General features: G+C 64.3%; 13 protein-coding genes. 11 read left to right on the forward strand and 2 right to left on the reverse strand.

Annotated elements, in window-relative coordinates; genetic code table 11:
- Positions 1 to 97 precede the first annotated feature (97 nt).
- Complete coding sequence (gene rapA, locus ETC27_RS15585; RefSeq protein WP_136255896.1) at positions 98 to 3,040, forward strand: RNA polymerase-associated protein RapA; 2,943 nt, start codon at positions 98 to 100, stop codon at positions 3,038 to 3,040.
- A 161-nt stretch (positions 3,041 to 3,201) separates the two neighbouring features.
- Here the strand turns inward: rapA and ETC27_RS15590 are convergent, their stop codons facing one another.
- Positions 3,202 to 4,107, reverse strand: a complete 906-nt coding sequence (locus tag ETC27_RS15590; protein WP_136255897.1) for a TIGR01777 family oxidoreductase — start codon at positions 4,105 to 4,107, stop codon at positions 3,202 to 3,204.
- A 245-nt stretch (positions 4,108 to 4,352) separates the two neighbouring features.
- On the opposite strand from ETC27_RS15590, the gene ETC27_RS15595 reads away from it, so the two are divergent.
- The 10 genes from ETC27_RS15595 to ETC27_RS15640 all read left to right on the forward strand — a co-directional run bounded on the left by ETC27_RS15595 (position 4,353) and on the right by ETC27_RS15640 (position 13,742).
- A complete protein-coding gene (locus ETC27_RS15595; RefSeq protein WP_136255898.1) occupies positions 4,353 to 5,369 on the forward strand; it encodes an NAD(P)/FAD-dependent oxidoreductase in 1,017 nt (338 codons plus the stop codon).
- Positions 5,370 to 5,478: 109 nt separating this feature from the next.
- Positions 5,479 to 5,847, forward strand: a complete 369-nt coding sequence (locus ETC27_RS15600) for a sirohydrochlorin chelatase (protein ID WP_136255899.1) — start codon at positions 5,479 to 5,481, stop codon at positions 5,845 to 5,847.
- Between the two features lie 153 nt (positions 5,848 to 6,000).
- On the forward strand, positions 6,001 to 6,915 hold the full coding sequence (locus tag ETC27_RS15605; RefSeq protein ID WP_136255900.1) for a MerR family transcriptional regulator: 915 nt from the start codon (positions 6,001 to 6,003) through the stop codon (positions 6,913 to 6,915).
- A 90-nt stretch (positions 6,916 to 7,005) separates the two neighbouring features.
- On the forward strand, positions 7,006 to 8,454 hold the full coding sequence (phrB, locus tag ETC27_RS15610; RefSeq protein ID WP_439331814.1) for a deoxyribodipyrimidine photo-lyase: 1,449 nt from the start codon (positions 7,006 to 7,008) through the stop codon (positions 8,452 to 8,454).
- Positions 8,455 to 8,480: 26 nt separating this feature from the next.
- A complete protein-coding gene (locus ETC27_RS15615) occupies positions 8,481 to 8,939 on the forward strand; it encodes a nuclear transport factor 2 family protein (protein WP_136255901.1) in 459 nt (152 codons plus the stop codon).
- A gap of 106 nt (positions 8,940 to 9,045) precedes the next feature.
- Positions 9,046 to 9,849: an SDR family NAD(P)-dependent oxidoreductase gene (locus tag ETC27_RS15620; protein WP_136255902.1), complete on the forward strand. Its 804-nt coding sequence runs from the start codon at positions 9,046 to 9,048 to the stop codon at positions 9,847 to 9,849.
- Positions 9,846 to 11,171, forward strand: coding sequence for an NAD(P)/FAD-dependent oxidoreductase (locus ETC27_RS15625; RefSeq protein WP_136255903.1), 1,326 nt, complete (start codon positions 9,846 to 9,848; stop codon positions 11,169 to 11,171). The genes ETC27_RS15620 and ETC27_RS15625 overlap by 4 nt, the downstream gene beginning before the upstream one ends.
- On the forward strand, positions 11,168 to 11,932 hold the full coding sequence (locus tag ETC27_RS15630) for a DUF1365 domain-containing protein (RefSeq protein ID WP_136255904.1): 765 nt from the start codon (positions 11,168 to 11,170) through the stop codon (positions 11,930 to 11,932). The genes ETC27_RS15625 and ETC27_RS15630 overlap by 4 nt, the downstream gene beginning before the upstream one ends.
- Positions 11,929 to 13,197 (forward strand): SAM-dependent methyltransferase, encoded by a 1,269-nt coding sequence (locus ETC27_RS15635; protein WP_136255905.1) that lies wholly within the window; start codon positions 11,929 to 11,931, stop codon positions 13,195 to 13,197. Before ETC27_RS15630 ends, ETC27_RS15635 begins: the two co-directional genes overlap by 4 nt.
- Positions 13,194 to 13,742, forward strand: a complete 549-nt coding sequence (locus ETC27_RS15640; protein WP_136255906.1) for a DUF2878 family protein — start codon at positions 13,194 to 13,196, stop codon at positions 13,740 to 13,742. Before ETC27_RS15635 ends, ETC27_RS15640 begins: the two co-directional genes overlap by 4 nt.
- Positions 13,743 to 13,850: 108 nt before the next feature.
- Here the strand turns inward: ETC27_RS15640 and ETC27_RS15645 are convergent, their stop codons facing one another.
- Positions 13,851 to 15,710, reverse strand: coding sequence for a putative bifunctional diguanylate cyclase/phosphodiesterase (locus ETC27_RS15645; RefSeq protein ID WP_136255907.1), 1,860 nt, complete (start codon positions 15,708 to 15,710; stop codon positions 13,851 to 13,853).
- Positions 15,711 to 15,946 lie beyond the last annotated feature (236 nt).

Raw genomic sequence — 15,946 nt, forward strand, 5'->3', positions numbered from 1 at the left:
AGCCGCGCCCCGCTTTGCTGTAAGATACCGCGCCCTGTCGTCGCCGGCTTCTTGTGCCGGTTGCGTGCGCATCGACCCTTTCAGTATCCGAGGCAGCATGAGCGAATTTTCTCCCGGCCAGCGCTGGATCAGCGACGGCGAAGCCGAGCTGGGTCTGGGCACCGTCCTGAACTGCGATTTCCGTACCGTCACTGTGCTGTTCGCCGCCAGCGAGGAAACCCGGACGTACAGCGTGCGCCAGGCGCCGCTGACCCGCGTGGTCTTCGGCAGCGGCGACCGCATCCAGTCCGCCGAGGGCTGGCAGATGCTGGTCGACGACAGCAAGGAAGAGCGTGGCTTGATCGTCTATATCGGCGAGGACGACCAGGGCCAGCTACGCGAATTGCCCGAAGCGCGGCTCGCCGACACCATGCAGTTCGACCAGGCCCGCGACCGCCTGCTGACCGGCCAGGTCGACCGCAATGACTGGTTCAACCTGCGCTTTCGTACCCTGCACCATCACAACCGCATCGAGCAGAACCCGGCATTGGGCCTTGCCGGCCCCAAGGTCGACCTGATCGATCACCAGCTCTACATCGCCGACGAGATCACCGGGCGCCACGCGCCGCGGGTGCTGCTGGCCGACGAAGTGGGCCTTGGCAAGACCATCGAGGCCGGCCTGATCCTGCACCGCTTGCTGCTCACCGGCCGCGCCGAACGGGCGCTGATCCTGGTGCCTGACAGCCTGACGCACCAGTGGCTGGTCGAACTGCTGCGCCGCTTCGCCTTGAAGGTCACCCTGCTCGATGAACACCAGAGTCAGGCGCAAAGCGAAAGCAACCCTTTCGACAGCGGCCAGCTGGTGCTGGCAAGCCAACAGTGGCTGTTCAACAACCCGCACCGTCAGTCGCAGGCCGAGGCCTGCGACTGGGACATGCTGATTGTCGACGAGGCCCATCATCTGGATTGGACGCCGGACGAACAGGGTCCCGGCTACGCTTGCGTCGAGCGCCTGTCGAAGACCATCGACGGCGTGCTGCTGCTCACCGCCACCCCTGAGCAGATGGGGCTCGAGAGCCACTTCGCACGGCTGCGCCTGCTCGACCCGGACCGCTACCAGGACCTTGAGCGTTTCAAGACCGAGGAAGCAGGCTACGTGCAGGTCGCCGAGGCCATCGATGCACTGGACACGCTGCCCGCCGCCACTCCGGCTGAAGGCAATGAGGCCCGGGCGCTGGTCGATGCGGTGATCGACGACGCCGACAGCCAGGCACTGCTCGATACGCTGGCCGAGGCCGAGAGCGACGACGCCCAGCGCGAGGCCGCAAGGCGCCAGCTCACCGAACAGCTGCTCGACCGCCACGGCACCGGCCGGGTGATGTTTCGCAACAGCCGTCGCCACGTCGGCGGCTTCCCCGACCGTGAACTGCACGTCAGCGAACTCGCCCTGCCCTCGTCCTATCGCCGGGTGCTGCGCCGCATCGAGCGCGACGAGGACTATCTCGACGAACTGCTGATCGAAACCGGCCTGGATCATCCGGACGTACTGATCTACCCGGATGCCATGTACCGGGCGCTGAGCGAAGACCCGCTGAATGCCGAGCCTTGGTGGCAGTTCGACCCCCGTGTGACCTGGCTGCTCGAGCAGCTCACCGAAGTCGGCGACGACAAGGTGCTGGTGATCGCCCATGGTCGCGATACCGCGCTGGAACTCGCCGAGGGCCTGCGGGTGCTGGGCGGCGTACAGGCGCCGGTGTTCCACGAAGGCTTGACCCTGGTCGAGCGCGACCGTGCTGCCGCCGCCTTCGCCGACACCGAGGACGGCTGTCAGGTGCTGGTGTGCTCGGAGATCGGCTCAGAAGGTCGCAACTTCCAGTTCTGCCGTCATCTGGTGATGTTTGACCTGCCCCAGCAACCGGACCAGCTCGAACAGCGCATTGGCCGGCTGGATCGCATCGGCCAACAGCACACCATCCAGCTGCATGTCCCGGTGTTCGAACAGAGCCCCGGTGCCCGACTGCTGCGCTGGTACCAGGAAGGGATGGACGCTTTCAGCGCCCCTCACGGTATCGGCAGCGAACTCTTCGCTGCCTTCGGCGATGACCTGGGTGAGGCGCTGCTCGACGAGGAAGGCCTCGAGGAGCTGATCACCGAGACGCGCGCCCTCTTCGAGACCAAGCTCAAGGAGCGCGAGGCCGGCCGCAACCGCCTGCTCGAGTACAACGCCTGCCGGCCGGCGCGTGCCGCCAGGATCATCGAGGCGATCCGTGAGCTCGACGATGACAAGGCGCTGCCACGCTACCTGGAGCAGGCGCTGGATATCTTCGGCGTCGATAGTCAGGACCTGGGCGGTGATGTCATGCATCTGCAGCCGAGCCCGCAGATGCTCGACGGCCTTCCGGGCCTGGTGAAAGGCGAAGACGGCTTTTCGGCGACCCTGTCTCGCCCCAAGGCCCTGGCTCGCGACGACGTCCAGCACCTTTCCTGGGAGCATCCGCTTATTCGCGAGATGATGGCGCGCCAGCTCGATGGCAACATGGGCAACACGGCCCTTGCCCTGCTCAAGCACCCGGCGATTCCGGGCGGTCGCCTGATGACCGAACTGGTCTTCCGCACTCACTGCCCGGCGCCGAAGAAGCTGCACGTCAACCGCTTCCTGCCAGCGACAGCGGTACGCGTGCTGCTCGACGAAAACGGCAGCAACCTGTCTTCCAAGGTCTCCTTCGGCGGTCTGGCCAAGAACCTCACCAAGGTCAAGAAGGCAGTCGCCCGCGACCTGATCAAGGACCGCCACGACCAGCTGCGCGAACTGCTGGTTCAGGGCGAACAGGAGGCCGAGCGGGAGCTGCCGAGCATCGTCGAGGCCGCACAGACCCGCATGCGCGAGACCCTGGACGGCGAGCTGTCGCGCCTCAAGGCCCTGTCGCGTCACAACCCGGCGGTGCGTGAGGATGAAATTGATGCCCTCGCCGAGACACGCGCCTCGCTGGATACCGCCATCGAAGGTACCCGGCTGCGCCTGGATGCCGTGCGGGTGATCGTCACCGTCGATACCGACTAGCCGCGCGGCGGCGCTATCCGCATGGCGTCACCTGCACGGCGCCAGCGAGCGAACACCTAGATAGAACGCCATGCGCCCGGCCATCTCGGCCGGGCGCACTGCGTTAGGGCGAAACGTTCAGGCGCATGGAAAAGAAGCGAGAAAGGCGTAACGGAGAAGCGTTACCGAGAAAGGATCGCGGTCAGCGCCTGATCGAGCGTCGGGTACGCAAAGCTGAAACCGGCGTCTTCAAGGCGCACCGGGCGCATGTCGGCACCGGTCAACAGCAGGTTGGCCATCTCGCCGAGCCCGGCCTTGAGGACAAAGGACGGTACCGCCATGAATGCCGGCCGATGCAGATGTTTCGCCAGGGTGGACGTGAACTCGGCGTTGGTCACCGGGTGCGGCGCCGAGGCGTTGAAGGGGCCGCTGAGGTCCTCGCGCTCGAGCAGGAACTCAAGCAGCGCCACCATGTCGTCGCGGTGTATCCAGGGCATGAACTGACGACCGCTGCCGAAGGGGCCGCCGAGCCCCAGCTTGAAGGGCGTCAGCATCTTGGCAAGGGTGCCGCCGTTCTTCTCGAGCACCAGCCCGGTGCGTACCCGCACCACTCGCACGCCATGGGCCTCTGCCGCCTGCGCCTCGCGCTCCCATTGCTCGCAGAGGCGATGGGCGAATTCGTCGTGGGGCGGCGTATCCTCGCTCACCCGGGTATCGCCCTGATCACCGTAGTAGCCCATTGCAGAGCCTGAAATCATCACCTTCGGTGCCGCACCGGCCTCGGCCAGCTGGCCACACAGGTTGACCAGCGCCCGGGTGATGTCGACGCGGGAGTCCACCAGGCGGCGCTTCTGCTCATCGCTCCAGCGCTTGCCGGCGATCGATTCACCGGCCAGGTTGATGATCGCCTCCGGTTGTGACTCGGCAAAGGCCATCACCGAATCCGCGACCGCCGTGTCTGCCGGCAGCAGGTCACGCGCCTTGGCGGGATCCCGGGACACCACCAACAGCTCATGGCCCGCCTCGACCAGACGACGACATAGGGGTCTGCCCACGAAGCCGGTACCACCAGTGACCAGAATACGCATGCTGCCTCCTGAAATACTGAGTTGTGTGCCCTCACCTACGCCAAGCGTGGCGCAAGATACATCAGTCGTGCCAGCGCCGGCTGCCTGTAGCAAGTGCGATGCCCCTTCATCTGCCCCCTTACAGAGCCTTGATCAGCCACCGGGTAGCCTCGACGGCATCGCGGCACTATCAAATGTTATACAGGTTTTGTACGATACTGTTAATCTGATCACGTTTCAGGCTACACCAGCCACTGGGAGGATTGATGTCCGCCAACTCTTCCATCGCCATCATCGGCGCCGGTCTCTCCGGTCTTGCCTGTGCCCGGGCACTCGCCGATTGCGGCCTCTCAAGCGAGATCTTCGATAAGGCCCGTGGCCCTGGCGGTCGCCTGAGCAGTCGACAGTTGCCCGGCGCGGTCGTCGACCTGGGCGCTCAATACTTCACCGCCCGCGAGAAACGGTTCGCTTCCCAGGTTGATGCCTGGTGCCATGAGGGGCTGGTCGCCCCCTGGCCACAACGGTTGTGGCGAATTGACGCCGAGGGCTGGCAGCTGCATCAGGACGCGCAGAGGCGCTACAGCGCCGTACCGCGCATGAGTGCCCTGACGAGAGCATTGTCGGAAGGGCTTACTCTGCATGCCCAGACGCGCATCACCGGCCTTGAGCAGTGTGCCGACGGCTGGTGGCTGGCCGACGACAAGGGGCATCATTATGGTCCCTATATGCGAGTGGTGATCACGGCACCCACTCCCCAGGCGTTAGAGCTGATCGCACCCCATGACGCGACGCTCGCCGCCGACTGTCGCGCCGTCACGCAACAGCCCTGCTGGGCTGGCTATGCGCTCTTCGATGAACCGCTCCCGGCGCTACCCGGCGTCGATGCCGATTGGCAGGCGGCCTTTGTCAATGTGGGACCGATTGGCGTGGTCAGTCGCAACGACGCCAAACCCGGCCGCCAGACACAGGGCGAAAGCCTGACCCTGCTGGCCGGCGCCGCGGCCAGTGCCGACTGGCTCGAGGATGACGCCGATACCGTCGCCTCGCGATTATTTTCGGCCTTTGCGTCGCTCTGTGGTCAACCGCTACCGACGCCACGACTGCTCGGCGCCCACCGCTGGCGCTATGCCAAGCCGATTGGAGAGACCACCGGCCCCGGCTACCGGCTCAGCACGCTGGGCCTGGCGCTGGCCGGCGATGCCTTCCGCGCCTCCCGAGTCGAGGATGCCTGGCTCTCCGGCCATGATCTGGGCCAGGCCCTGGCCGTCGAAATTGGCCAATGATCAACCGCCAGTTCAGACAGCAAACGCTAGTGTCGATGGCGATTCATAAACGCTATCGATCAATAAGCCACCATCACTACGGCACACTCCGTTCATCAAGAGGTTTTCCATGTCACACGCCCTGATCCTGCTCGCCCATGGTTCCCGTGACCCGCGCTGGAAGGCGCCCTTCGAGTCACTTGCCGACACGCTGAAGGATCGGCGCTCCACGCCACTGCGCATGGCCTACATGGAGCTTTGTGAACCGTCGCTTGAAGCCACGGTGCAAGAACTGAGCGATAGCGGCATCACTCGCGCCGACATCCTGCCCCTATTCTTCGCGGCCGGTCGCCATCTTCGCGAGGACGTCCCGGGCCAAATCACCGCTCTGGGCGAGGCACACCCCGATATCGAGCTGACGCTGCTGCCGCCGGTAGGCCAACATCCGGCCTTCGTCGATGCCTTGGCCGGCATCATCGACGAGCGAGCCGGTGACTGACCAGACATGGGAACAGGACGCCTCTCCTCCCGCAATTTGTACAACATCATTGCCTTGTATAATAATTTGCACCATTCTTAGGCCCATCAGCGACGTCGCGCAAAGCATCGGTACGTCGCTGATTCGACGACACAGCGAGAGGCTCACCAGCGCATGACTACCAAGGCGACCCATCCGGCCGATACGCCGCTCTACCCCATTCGTGAGGTCTCGCGATTGACCGGCGTCAACTCGGTGACCCTGCGCGCCTGGGAACGGCGCTACGGCCTGATTCGCCCGCAGCGCACCGCCAAGGGCCACCGCCTATATGCCTACGACGATGTGGAGCGCGTCGAACAGATACTGCAATGGCTCAACCGCGGCGTGCCCGTCAGTCAGGTGCGGGAGCTACTCGACCAACCTGCTCCAGCCGAGCCACAGGCACCGGCCATCGGCGATTGGCTAGGTCAGCGCCAGCAATGGCAAGCCGCCGTCGAGGCGCTGGACCTTGGCCGCCTGGATACGCTCTATCACCAGGCCATGGCGCTCTACCCGGTCGCCACCTGTGTCGGTGAGCTGTTCAAGCCGCTCATTGCGTCTCTCGAAGAGAGCTGGGGCGAGCAACTGGGCGCGGCCCTGCAGCGCGCGACCCTGGAATCCTTCCTACGCAGCCGCATCGGCACGCGTCTCTATCATGGCAACCAGATCAATACCGGCGGCACGGTATTGATCAGCCGACTGCCGGACGCCCATGGCATGCTCTGGGAGCTATTGATTGCCCTGACGGCAAGCGATGCGGGCTATCGTGTCCAGCTCTTCGACGATGCACTGCCCTTGAATGAGATGCCGCTGGCCGTTCAGCGTCTGGATGCCTCGGCCATGCTGGTATGCAGTGGGCAGGCCGAACGCACCGAGCTGTTTCGCCGCCAGCTGCCCAAGCTCGCCGAGCAGATCAGCGTGCCGCTGGGCCTCTGCGGGCCGGTGGCGCGTATCCGCGAACAGGAACTGGCCGACACCCAGGTGGCGGTACTCGGCGATGATCCGCTGCAGGCGATTGCCCGGCTCAAGCCGCTGACAAGGGTCCGGTAGCGCCGGGGCCGCCCCTTACCGGGCACCACCACCAGGCACCTCTCACACGGCTCTCCCACACCGTCTTCTCTCACATTGGCAGGAGCGATCATGCAAGGTGCGACTCGGGCCGGCGTGCCCCCTCGACTGGTCTGGCTACGCAGCGACCTGCGACTTCACGACAACACGGCGCTGAGCGAGGCCGCTCGCCAAGGGCCGGTGGTTGCGGTCTTCCTGCGCTGCCTGCCCCAGTGGCAGTCCCATGGCCACGGTGCCAACAAGCTCGATTTCCTCAACCGCGGGGTCGCCGCCCTGGCCGAGGATCTCGCCGGGTACAACATCCCGCTCCTGCACCGCGAGATCGCCCATTTCGACGCGGCCCCGGCCACCCTGCTGGGGCTCGCTGAAGAGGTCGGCGCCAGCGCCCTGCACTTCAATCGCGAGTACCCTCTCGACGAGTGGCGCCGTGACCAAGCGGTCATCGCCGCCTTCGAGCACCAGGGCCTGTCGGTGCGGGCCCACACCGATGCCATCGCCTTCGCCCCCGGCGAATTGCGCACCGGGCAGGGCGACTATTACAGCGTCTTCACGCCCTTCGCCAAGGCCTGGCATCGGGCGCTGACCCCGGAACAGCTGTCGCTGCGTGACGCTCCCCCCGTACAGGACCCGCTGGGCATCGAGACCGAGCCAGTGCCAACGCTTCCTGCCCTGGACGATACGCCCGCCGCGCCCAAACACTGGCCTGCCGGCGAGCAGGCCGCCGCCGACCGCCTTGAGCGTTTCCTGCGCTTCCGCGGCCGCCACTACAAGGAACAGCGTGACCTGCCGGCCGTGGCCGGTACCAGCGAGCTATCGCCTTACCTGGCGCTGGGCATGATCTCCTGGCGTCAGTGCTGCCAGGCGGTGCTGGGTGAGAACGACGGTCAGTTGAACGAAGGCGATGCAGGCCTCACCGCCTGGGTCAACGAGCTGGTCTGGCGGGAGTTCTATCAGCATATCGTGGTCGGCTTCCCCCGCGTGTGCCGCCATCGCGCCTTCCAGCAACACACCGAGGCGTTGGCCTGGCGAGATGATGAGGCCTCCTTTGCCGCCTGGTGCGAAGGACGTACCGGCTATCCGATCGTCGATGCGGCCATGCGTCAGCTGGTCGAGACCGGCTGGATGCACAACCGGCTGCGCATGATCACCGCCATGTTTCTTACCAAGCACCTGCTGATCGACTGGCGGCGCGGCGAGGCCTTCTTTCTGCGCCACCTCATCGACGGTGAATTCGCCGCCAACAATGGCGGCTGGCAGTGGGCCGCATCCACCGGTACCGACGCCGCCCCTTATTTCCGCATATTCAATCCCACCACCCAATCCCAGCGGTTCGACCCGGACGGCGCTTTCATCAAGGCCTACCTTCCCGCACTGACGCACCTTCCCGCCAAACAGCGCCATGCGCCCCCGACCAGTGATCTTCTCGGTCAAGCCGACTACCCGGCACCGATCGTCGATCACAAGGCGGCCCGCGCGCGTGCACTGGATGCCTTCAAGGCCCTCAAGAAAGACGCGTCCTGAGAGGCGCGCCCTGTACAGGAGTCATCATGTCTAACGACACGGCACTGGACACCTTCTGCGCCTTTTTCAATAAGCTAGACAAAACCTGTACAGATAAGCTGTACAACGTATACACTGACGATATCGTCTTCCAGGATCCCTTGCACCGTATCGAGGGGATTGAAGCGCTGGAAGGGTACTTTGCTGCCTTGTACACCCATGTCGAGGAATGCCGGTTCACCTTTCACCACCGCCAGCGATTAGGTGATACCGCCTTCGTCACCTGGACCATGACCCTGCGTCATCCTCGCCTGGCCGGTGGATCCTCCTATGCCGTGCACGGATGCTCACAGCTGACATTCGCGACAACAGCGGCAAATGACCCGGGAGGACAGGAGAAGGTGAAGTGCCACCGCGACTACTTTGATGCCGGAGAGCTGCTCTATGAGCGCCTGCCCGTGCTTGGCGGCGTCATCCGTCATCTCAAACGACGCGCCGGCACCTGAAACCCATTTGCCAGTGCCAACGTAGTTTACAAGACGGCCATCGTCACAAGGACTGCAGGGCAGCGTGCCCATCCAGGGCGACACGGCCGCCTGGCCAGGAGGAAGCATGACCCCATTAGCTCATCCGCAGCGTATCTGGTTGACCGGTGCGACCTCGGGCATCGGCCGTGCCCTCGCCGAGCGCCTGCTCGATGATGGCCACCGGGTTGCCCTCAGCGCCCGAAGTGCCGAGAAGCTCGAGGCACTGACAGCGGGCCGTGACAACGCACTGGCGGTGCCGCTGGACATTACCGACCGCGACGCCGTGGCCTCGGCCGGTAAGCAGATCATGGACGCGTTCGGTGGCCTGGAACTGGCCCTGCTCAACGCCGGCACCTGCGAATATCTGGATGCCCGCGACTTCGATGTCGATCTTGTCGAGCGGGTCTTCGCCCCCAACTTTCACGGCGCCCTCTACGCTATTGAGGCCGCGCTACCGCTGCTTCGCCAGGCGCGGGACGTTGACGGCAGCCGCCCGCTGCTGGCAGCCACGTCCAGTGCCTCCGCCTATCTTGCCTTGCCGCGCGCGGAAGCCTACGGCGCCTCCAAGGCAGCCCTCAGCTATTTCATGGAATCGCTGCGTCTGGACCTCGCCGCAGAAGATATCGGGGTCAGCGTGATCCACCCAGGCTTCGTCAAGACCCCGCTCACCGAGCGCAACGACTTCCCGATGCCGATGCGCGTCAGCGTCGATACCGCTGTCGAGGCGATTCTCAAAGGCCTCGAGAAGCGCGCGCTGGATATCCATTTCCCCAGGCGTTTCACCTATCTGGTCAAGCTGATGGGCATCCTGCCGCCGGGGCTGCGCTGGCGGCTCGGCAAGCGCATGACCCGCGATCGCGACAATCGCGCCTCAGGAGAGCCGTCATGAGCCGACAACGCATCGCCGTGATCGGCAGCGGCATCAGCGGCATGGCCGCGGGTTACTACCTGTCGAAGCACCACGACATCACCCTCTTCGAGGCCGCCGACCGGCTGGGCGGACACACGGCGACCATCGATGTGACGCTCGATGGTCGCGACTATGCCATCGATACCGGTTTCATCGTTTTCAATGACTGGACCTACCCGCATTTCCAGGCCCTGCTTGCAGAGCTGGATGTCCAGAGCCAGCCCACCGAGATGAGCTTCTCGGTGCACGAGCGCGCCTATGACTTCGAATATAACGGCCATACGCTGGGCTCGCTCTTCGCCCAGCGCCGCAACCTGATACGCCCGCGTTTCTATCGCATGCTGGCCGACATCCTGCGCTTCAATCGTACGGCCGTGCGCGATCTGGAGCGCGGCCGCCTGGACCCGGCACTGACTCTTGGCGACTATCTGGATGCCGGCGGCTATGGCGAGGACTTCCGTCACCGTTACCTGCTGCCGATGGGGGCCGCCATCTGGTCAGCCAGCATTCGTGACCTGATGGACTTCCCGCTGACCTTCTTCGTGCGCTTCTTCAAGAACCACGGCCTGCTGTCGATCAGTCACCGTCCCCAATGGCGCACCCTGGTGGGTGGCTCGCGGGCCTATATCCCAGCGCTGACCGCGCCCTATGCAGAAGGCATTCGACTCCAGAGCCCGGTAGACGGTATCCGCCGACACGCGGATGGCGTCGAGATATCGAGCCGCCACGGCGTCGAACGCTTCGACCAGGTGGTGATGGCCTGTCATGCCGACCAGGCGCTCGCGCTGCTCGAGGATGCCAGTGACAGCGAGCAGGAGATCCTCGGAGCCATGCCCTATCAGGACAACGAAGTGGTCCTGCACACCGACACCCGCCTGCTGCCGAAACGCCCGCGCGCCTGGGCGAGCTGGAACTACCGCATTGATGGTCGCGGCGAGAGCGCACGCGTCTCGGTCACCTATGACATGAATATCCTGCAGCGTCTGGAGGCACCGCATACGTTCTGCGTGACCCTCAACGACAGCGCCAGCATCGACCCGCGCCAGATAGTGGGGCGCTTCAGCTACGCTCACCCCTGCTTCACGCTCGCCGGCCAAGCAGCGCAGGCGCGCCACGACGAGATCTCCGGCGTCGCGCGGCGTACTCACTTCTGTGGTGCCTACTGGCGCAATGGCTTCCATGAAGACGGCGTCTGGAGTGCCCGGCGGGTGGCGATGGCACTGGGCGATACGCCCGACCCGACCGACGAGAGCAGCGACGCCCGGGCCGAGGCGGGCAGCGTCACGGAGACACCGGCATGAGCACCACGCCCCGCTCCCGGATCTATCATGGCACCCTGCGTCATCGGCGCTACCGGCCCAGGACGCATGCCTTTCGCTATGGCCTTTGGATGGCCTGGCTGGATCTCGACGAGCTGCCAGGGCTGTTTCGCGGCGTGCCGGGGTTCGGAGAGGGCCGGCTGGCGCTTGCCCGCTTCCGCCGCGCCGACTACCTGGCACCCCACGAGCGGCCGCTCAAGGAGGCCGTCAAGGACGAGCTCGCGTGCCAGCTCGGCGATGCCCCTGTCGGGCGCGTGTGCATGCTGACGCAGTTGCGTACCCTTGGGGTCGCCTTCAACCCGATCACCCTCTATTACGCCTATGACGCCGACGACCGGCTGGTCGCGCTGCTGGCAGAGGTGAGCAATACCCCCTGGGGAGAGCGAGTGCGTTACGCCTGTCGCGTCGACCCTGAGCGCCACAGCCACCAGGCCCATTTCGACAAGGCGATGCACGTCTCACCCTTCAATCCCATGGACATGATCTACCGCTGGCGTTTCTCGACGCCCGGCGAGCACCTGATGATGCATATGGAAACCTGGAAGGACGATGCCCTGCACTTCGATGCCACCCTGACCATGAAGGCGCGACCCGCGACCCGCGGTGCCATGGTGGCCACCCTGGCCAGACAGCCCTTGATGAGTATCAAGACCCTGGCCGGCATCCACCTGGAGGCCCTGCGACTCTGGGCCAAGCGGGTGCCGATCCATGACCACCCCCATCGCGAGGAGACACCGCCGTGAGTGCGACCCGCTCTGCCACCTCAGCGCCGCAGCCGGAAGCGAGTGATCGCCTTACCCGACTGCTCAAACCCCGCCTGCTTGCCCAGCTAAGTGCACTGGAGGGCGGCCAGATCATTCTGATAGAGGGTGACAGGAGCCATACGCTCGGCCGCGGCGGCCCCCTTTCCGTCACGGTCGTGGTCAAGCATCCGCAGGCTTGGCGCCGCCTGGCGCTGGGCGGCACGGTGGGTGCCGCCGAAGCCTACATGGATGGCGACTGGGAAACCGACGATCTGGTCGGCCTGACCCGGCTGTTCGCCGCCAACCTGGAGCGGGTCAACGGCGAGGTCGAAAACGGTAGCGCGCGCCTCGGTCGCTGGCTCTTGACCGCTGCCTACTCACTGCAGCGCAACACGCAGCGCGGGGCCAAGCGCAATATCTCGGCTCACTACGATCTGGGCAACGAGCTGTTCGCTACCTTCCTCGATACCGAACACTGGATGTACTCAAGCGCGGTCTTTCCGCACCCGGAGGCAAGCCTCGAAGAGGCCTCGACGCACAAGCTCGACGTGATGCTCGACAAGCTCGACGTCGGACCCGACAACCACCTACTGGAAATCGGTACCGGCTGGGGTGGGCTTGCCATTCATGCCGCCAAGAGCCGTGGCTGCCGGGTTACTACCACGACCATTTCCGACGAGCAGTACGCCCATACCGCCAAGCGTATTGAGGAGGAGGGACTTAGCGAGCGCATCACCCTGCTCAAGCAGGACTATCGCGACCTCGAGGGTCGCTATGACCGGCTGATCTCGGTGGAGATGATCGAAGCGGTGGGGCATCAGTACCTCAACACTTACCTGGCGACGCTGGACCGGCTGCTGACCGATGATGGCCTGGTGATGCTGCAGGCGATCACCATCCGCGACCAGCGCTTCGAGGCCGCCAAGCGCGAGATGGATTTCATCAAACGCTACATCTTTCCCGGCGGTTTTCTGCCATCCCATCGCGCCATCCTCGATGGCATCACCCGCCACACCAGCCTCAATGTGCTCGGCCTCGACGAAATCGGGCTGCACTATGCGCGCACCCTGCGCGAATGGCGTCATCGCTTCGAGGCGAGCCTCGATCGGGTTCGCAAGCTCGGCTATGACGAGCGTTTCATCCGCATGTGGCGATACTACCTGTGCTACTGCGAAGGGGGGTTCCTTGAGCGCAGCATCGGCACCTGTCATCTGCTGATGGCAAAGCCCGGCGCGCGTCGGGATGCGTTGACGGGGGTGCCATGAGCCGGTTTCGCCTCAGCGGCTGGAAAGCCGCCGTGGCCAACATCGCGGCCTTCCAAATTGGCTGGTTTGCCTGTGTGCTGGGGGGGAGTGCGGTAGGTGGCGTGGTTGTAGCAGTGATCCTGGGCGCACACCTTTACTGGCTCGGACGTCCCGGCGAATGGCGGCTGCTGGCGGCGTTCGCCACTCTTGGGCTGATCATCGATGGCAGTTTAGGGCTGCTGGGCGGCTTTGATTTCGCTGCCAGCACCGGCGGTGAGGCTGCCCTGGCGGACGACAGTGCTGGGCCTTGGGGGGCGCTACCGCTGCCTCTCTGGCTGTGGCTACTGTGGCCGCTGTTCGCCACCCTGCCGCAGCACTCGCTGGCCTGGCTGTGGCCTCGGCCCTGGCTGGCAGCACTGGGGGGAGCGACGAGTGGCCCGTTGTCTTACCTGGCCGGCGCACGACTCTCGGGGGTCGAACTGGCACCCTGGTTGTTGCCAGCGGAAGCCGTGGTATGGGCCTTGCTGTGCCTCGGTCTCAGCTGGCACTACAGGAGCGCCGTGTGAGCCGATAAGCGGTAGCTTCGTTAGTGGGAGAGCCTGTTAGCCGTAGAGCGCCATTAGTGGGAGAGCTCGGTTGGTGGGAAAGCTCTGGTAGTTGAATCGTTCTTTGAACTAAACCGGCAGACTCGCCATGTTCCCTGCAGATGATGTCGAGTTCCTCCCACTCAGGCGCGCCTCGATCTCACTGGCGGGTACCGGCCGCGAGAAGAGGAAACCCTGGACCTCGGGGCAGCCTTGGTCGCGCAGGAAATCTCGCTGCGCCGGTGTTTCGATGCCCTCGGCCACTACCCGCAGCAACAACCCCTCGGCCATGGCCAATACCGCGCAGACGATCGCCGCATCCGCCTTGTCGTCCGGCAGGGCCCGCACGAAAGCCCGATCCAGCTTGAGTTTGTCGATTGGCAGACGCTTCAAGTAGCTGAGAGAGGAGTAGCCGGTACCGAAGTCATCAATGGCAATCTGATGCCCTTTTTCGCGCAGCGACGTCATCCGCGGGTAGACGTCGCCCGCGCGCTCGTCGAGCAGTACCGACTCGGTGAGCTCCAGCCCAAGCAGGCTGGTCGGCACCTGATAGCGGGCAAGGCAAGCCGCCAGTCGAGACTCCAGGTCGCCCTGAATCAACTGCAAAGCGGAGATATTGACCCAGACTGGCACCACTGGCAGCCCGGCCTGCTGCCAGTGCGACAACTGGTTGATAGCCTGCTCGATCACCCAGCCCCCCAGCGGCGTCATCAAACCGTGGCGCTCGGCCAGCGGAATGAAGTCTCCCGGCGAGACCATGCCCAGCCGCGGATGACGCCAGCGCAGCAGAGCCTCCATTCCTACTAACGAGCCATCCTTGAGGCTGTGCTGCGTCTGATAATGCAGCTCGAGCTGGCCGCCATGGGCGAGCGCTGCGCGCAAATCGTTGACCAGTTCGAGCTGCCGATCTCCCGGCTGGTCGAGCGCGGGCTGGAATCGCTGATGATGGTTGCGACCATGACGTTTGGCGCTATAGAGCGCACTTTCCAGGCGCTGAAAGAGCGAACTCGAGTCACGCCCGTCATCCGGCGCGCGACAGCTACCGACGGTCAAGCCAAGACGCAGCGACTGTCCTTCCTGTTCGAAGGGGGCCGTAAGGTGATCGGATAGCTCGGCCACCCAGGCATCGTGATCATCGAAGGTGGTGGTGCGAATGACCATGAACTCGTCGCCGCCCAATCGCCCTACCACCCCACCGGCCACATAACGCGCCAGACGCTGCCCGAAACGTGCCAGCAGCCGATCGCCGGCCTCGACACCCATGGCATCGTTGATGGACTTGAAGCCGTCGATATCAATCAGCGCCATGTCTAACCCTTCGCCCGCGCGCAGGTGGCGCAGTCGCGAGCCCAGCAGCTCATGCAGACGACGGCGATTGGGCAGGCCGGTCAGCGGATCTTCGAAACCGATGCGCTGCATGTCCTGCTCACGGGCCTTATGCCGGGAAATGTCGGTAAATAGACCGACGTAATGCTTCACCTTCCCGCCGTCTTCCTGATAGGCCTGCATGCGCAGCCATTCCGGATACTGGTCACCCTGCTTGCGCTGATTCCAAATCTCTCCCTCCCACTTACCCAGAGAGTTCAGAGACTGCCAATAGCGATCGTAAAAGGCCTTGTCGTGGCGCCCCGCCGAGAGCATTGAGGGGTCCTGACCCCGAACTTCCTTGAGGGAATAGCCGGTGATCTGGGTGAACGCAGGATTGACGGTAAGGATGCGGTGGCGGGCGTCGCAGATCATGATGCCGTCCTCAGAGGCCAGCATCACCTGTTCGCCCAGAGCGCGGCGGGCATGTTCCTGGCGTGACGCGCGCCAGGCGTCCCAGATGCCCAGGCCCAGCAACAACATGGCCGTAAGGCGCGAACCGACACCGCCGGCCCAGGGCAGGGCAGCGAGACCGAGCATGCCAAGCCATATCAGCGGGCGATTAAGAGTAAAGAGCGGCCACATAAGGGATCATCAGTTGCACTGTCCATGGACTAAGGTACGAAAGAAGTTGTGCCTTTCATCTTTCTATCGGCGAACGCTACCATGGGTTTAGTGCTGAATGTTAAAAATACTGATGAACTAACGAGCGCTCTGCTACTTCCCAGACCGTTGCCAAGGGTCGCGACGTGCAATCATCTGGCGCTGCCAGTAGAATGGCTGGCAGTCTAGCTGGCCCTTGGCCCACCCTACCGTCGACT

The sequence above is a fragment of the Onishia niordana genome, assembly GCF_004798965.1.
Taxonomy (GTDB): domain Bacteria; phylum Pseudomonadota; class Gammaproteobacteria; order Pseudomonadales; family Halomonadaceae; genus Onishia; species Onishia niordana.

Excerpts from the sequence above, each read along its gene's own strand:
- ETC27_RS15625 (WP_136255903.1), top strand. The coding sequence starts at position 9,846 with ATGAGCCGACAACGCATCGCCGTGATCGGCAGCGGCATCAGCGGCATG.
- ETC27_RS15600 (WP_136255899.1), top strand. The coding sequence starts at position 5,479 with ATGTCACACGCCCTGATCCTGCTCGCCCATGGTTCCCGTGACCCGCGC.
- ETC27_RS15605 (WP_136255900.1), top strand. The coding sequence starts at position 6,001 with ATGACTACCAAGGCGACCCATCCGGCCGATACGCCGCTCTACCCCATT.
- ETC27_RS15630 (WP_136255904.1), top strand. The coding sequence starts at position 11,168 with ATGAGCACCACGCCCCGCTCCCGGATCTATCATGGCACCCTGCGTCAT.
- ETC27_RS15620 (WP_136255902.1), top strand. The coding sequence starts at position 9,046 with ATGACCCCATTAGCTCATCCGCAGCGTATCTGGTTGACCGGTGCGACC.
- ETC27_RS15645 (WP_136255907.1), bottom strand. The coding sequence starts at position 15,710 with ATGTGGCCGCTCTTTACTCTTAATCGCCCGCTGATATGGCTTGGCATG.
- ETC27_RS15590 (WP_136255897.1), bottom strand. The coding sequence starts at position 4,107 with ATGCGTATTCTGGTCACTGGTGGTACCGGCTTCGTGGGCAGACCCCTA.
- ETC27_RS15640 (WP_136255906.1), top strand. The coding sequence starts at position 13,194 with ATGAGCCGGTTTCGCCTCAGCGGCTGGAAAGCCGCCGTGGCCAACATC.
- rapA (WP_136255896.1), top strand. The coding sequence starts at position 98 with ATGAGCGAATTTTCTCCCGGCCAGCGCTGGATCAGCGACGGCGAAGCC.
- ETC27_RS15615 (WP_136255901.1), top strand. The coding sequence starts at position 8,481 with ATGTCTAACGACACGGCACTGGACACCTTCTGCGCCTTTTTCAATAAG.
- ETC27_RS15595 (WP_136255898.1), top strand. The coding sequence starts at position 4,353 with ATGTCCGCCAACTCTTCCATCGCCATCATCGGCGCCGGTCTCTCCGGT.
- phrB (WP_439331814.1), top strand. The coding sequence starts at position 7,006 with ATGCAAGGTGCGACTCGGGCCGGCGTGCCCCCTCGACTGGTCTGGCTA.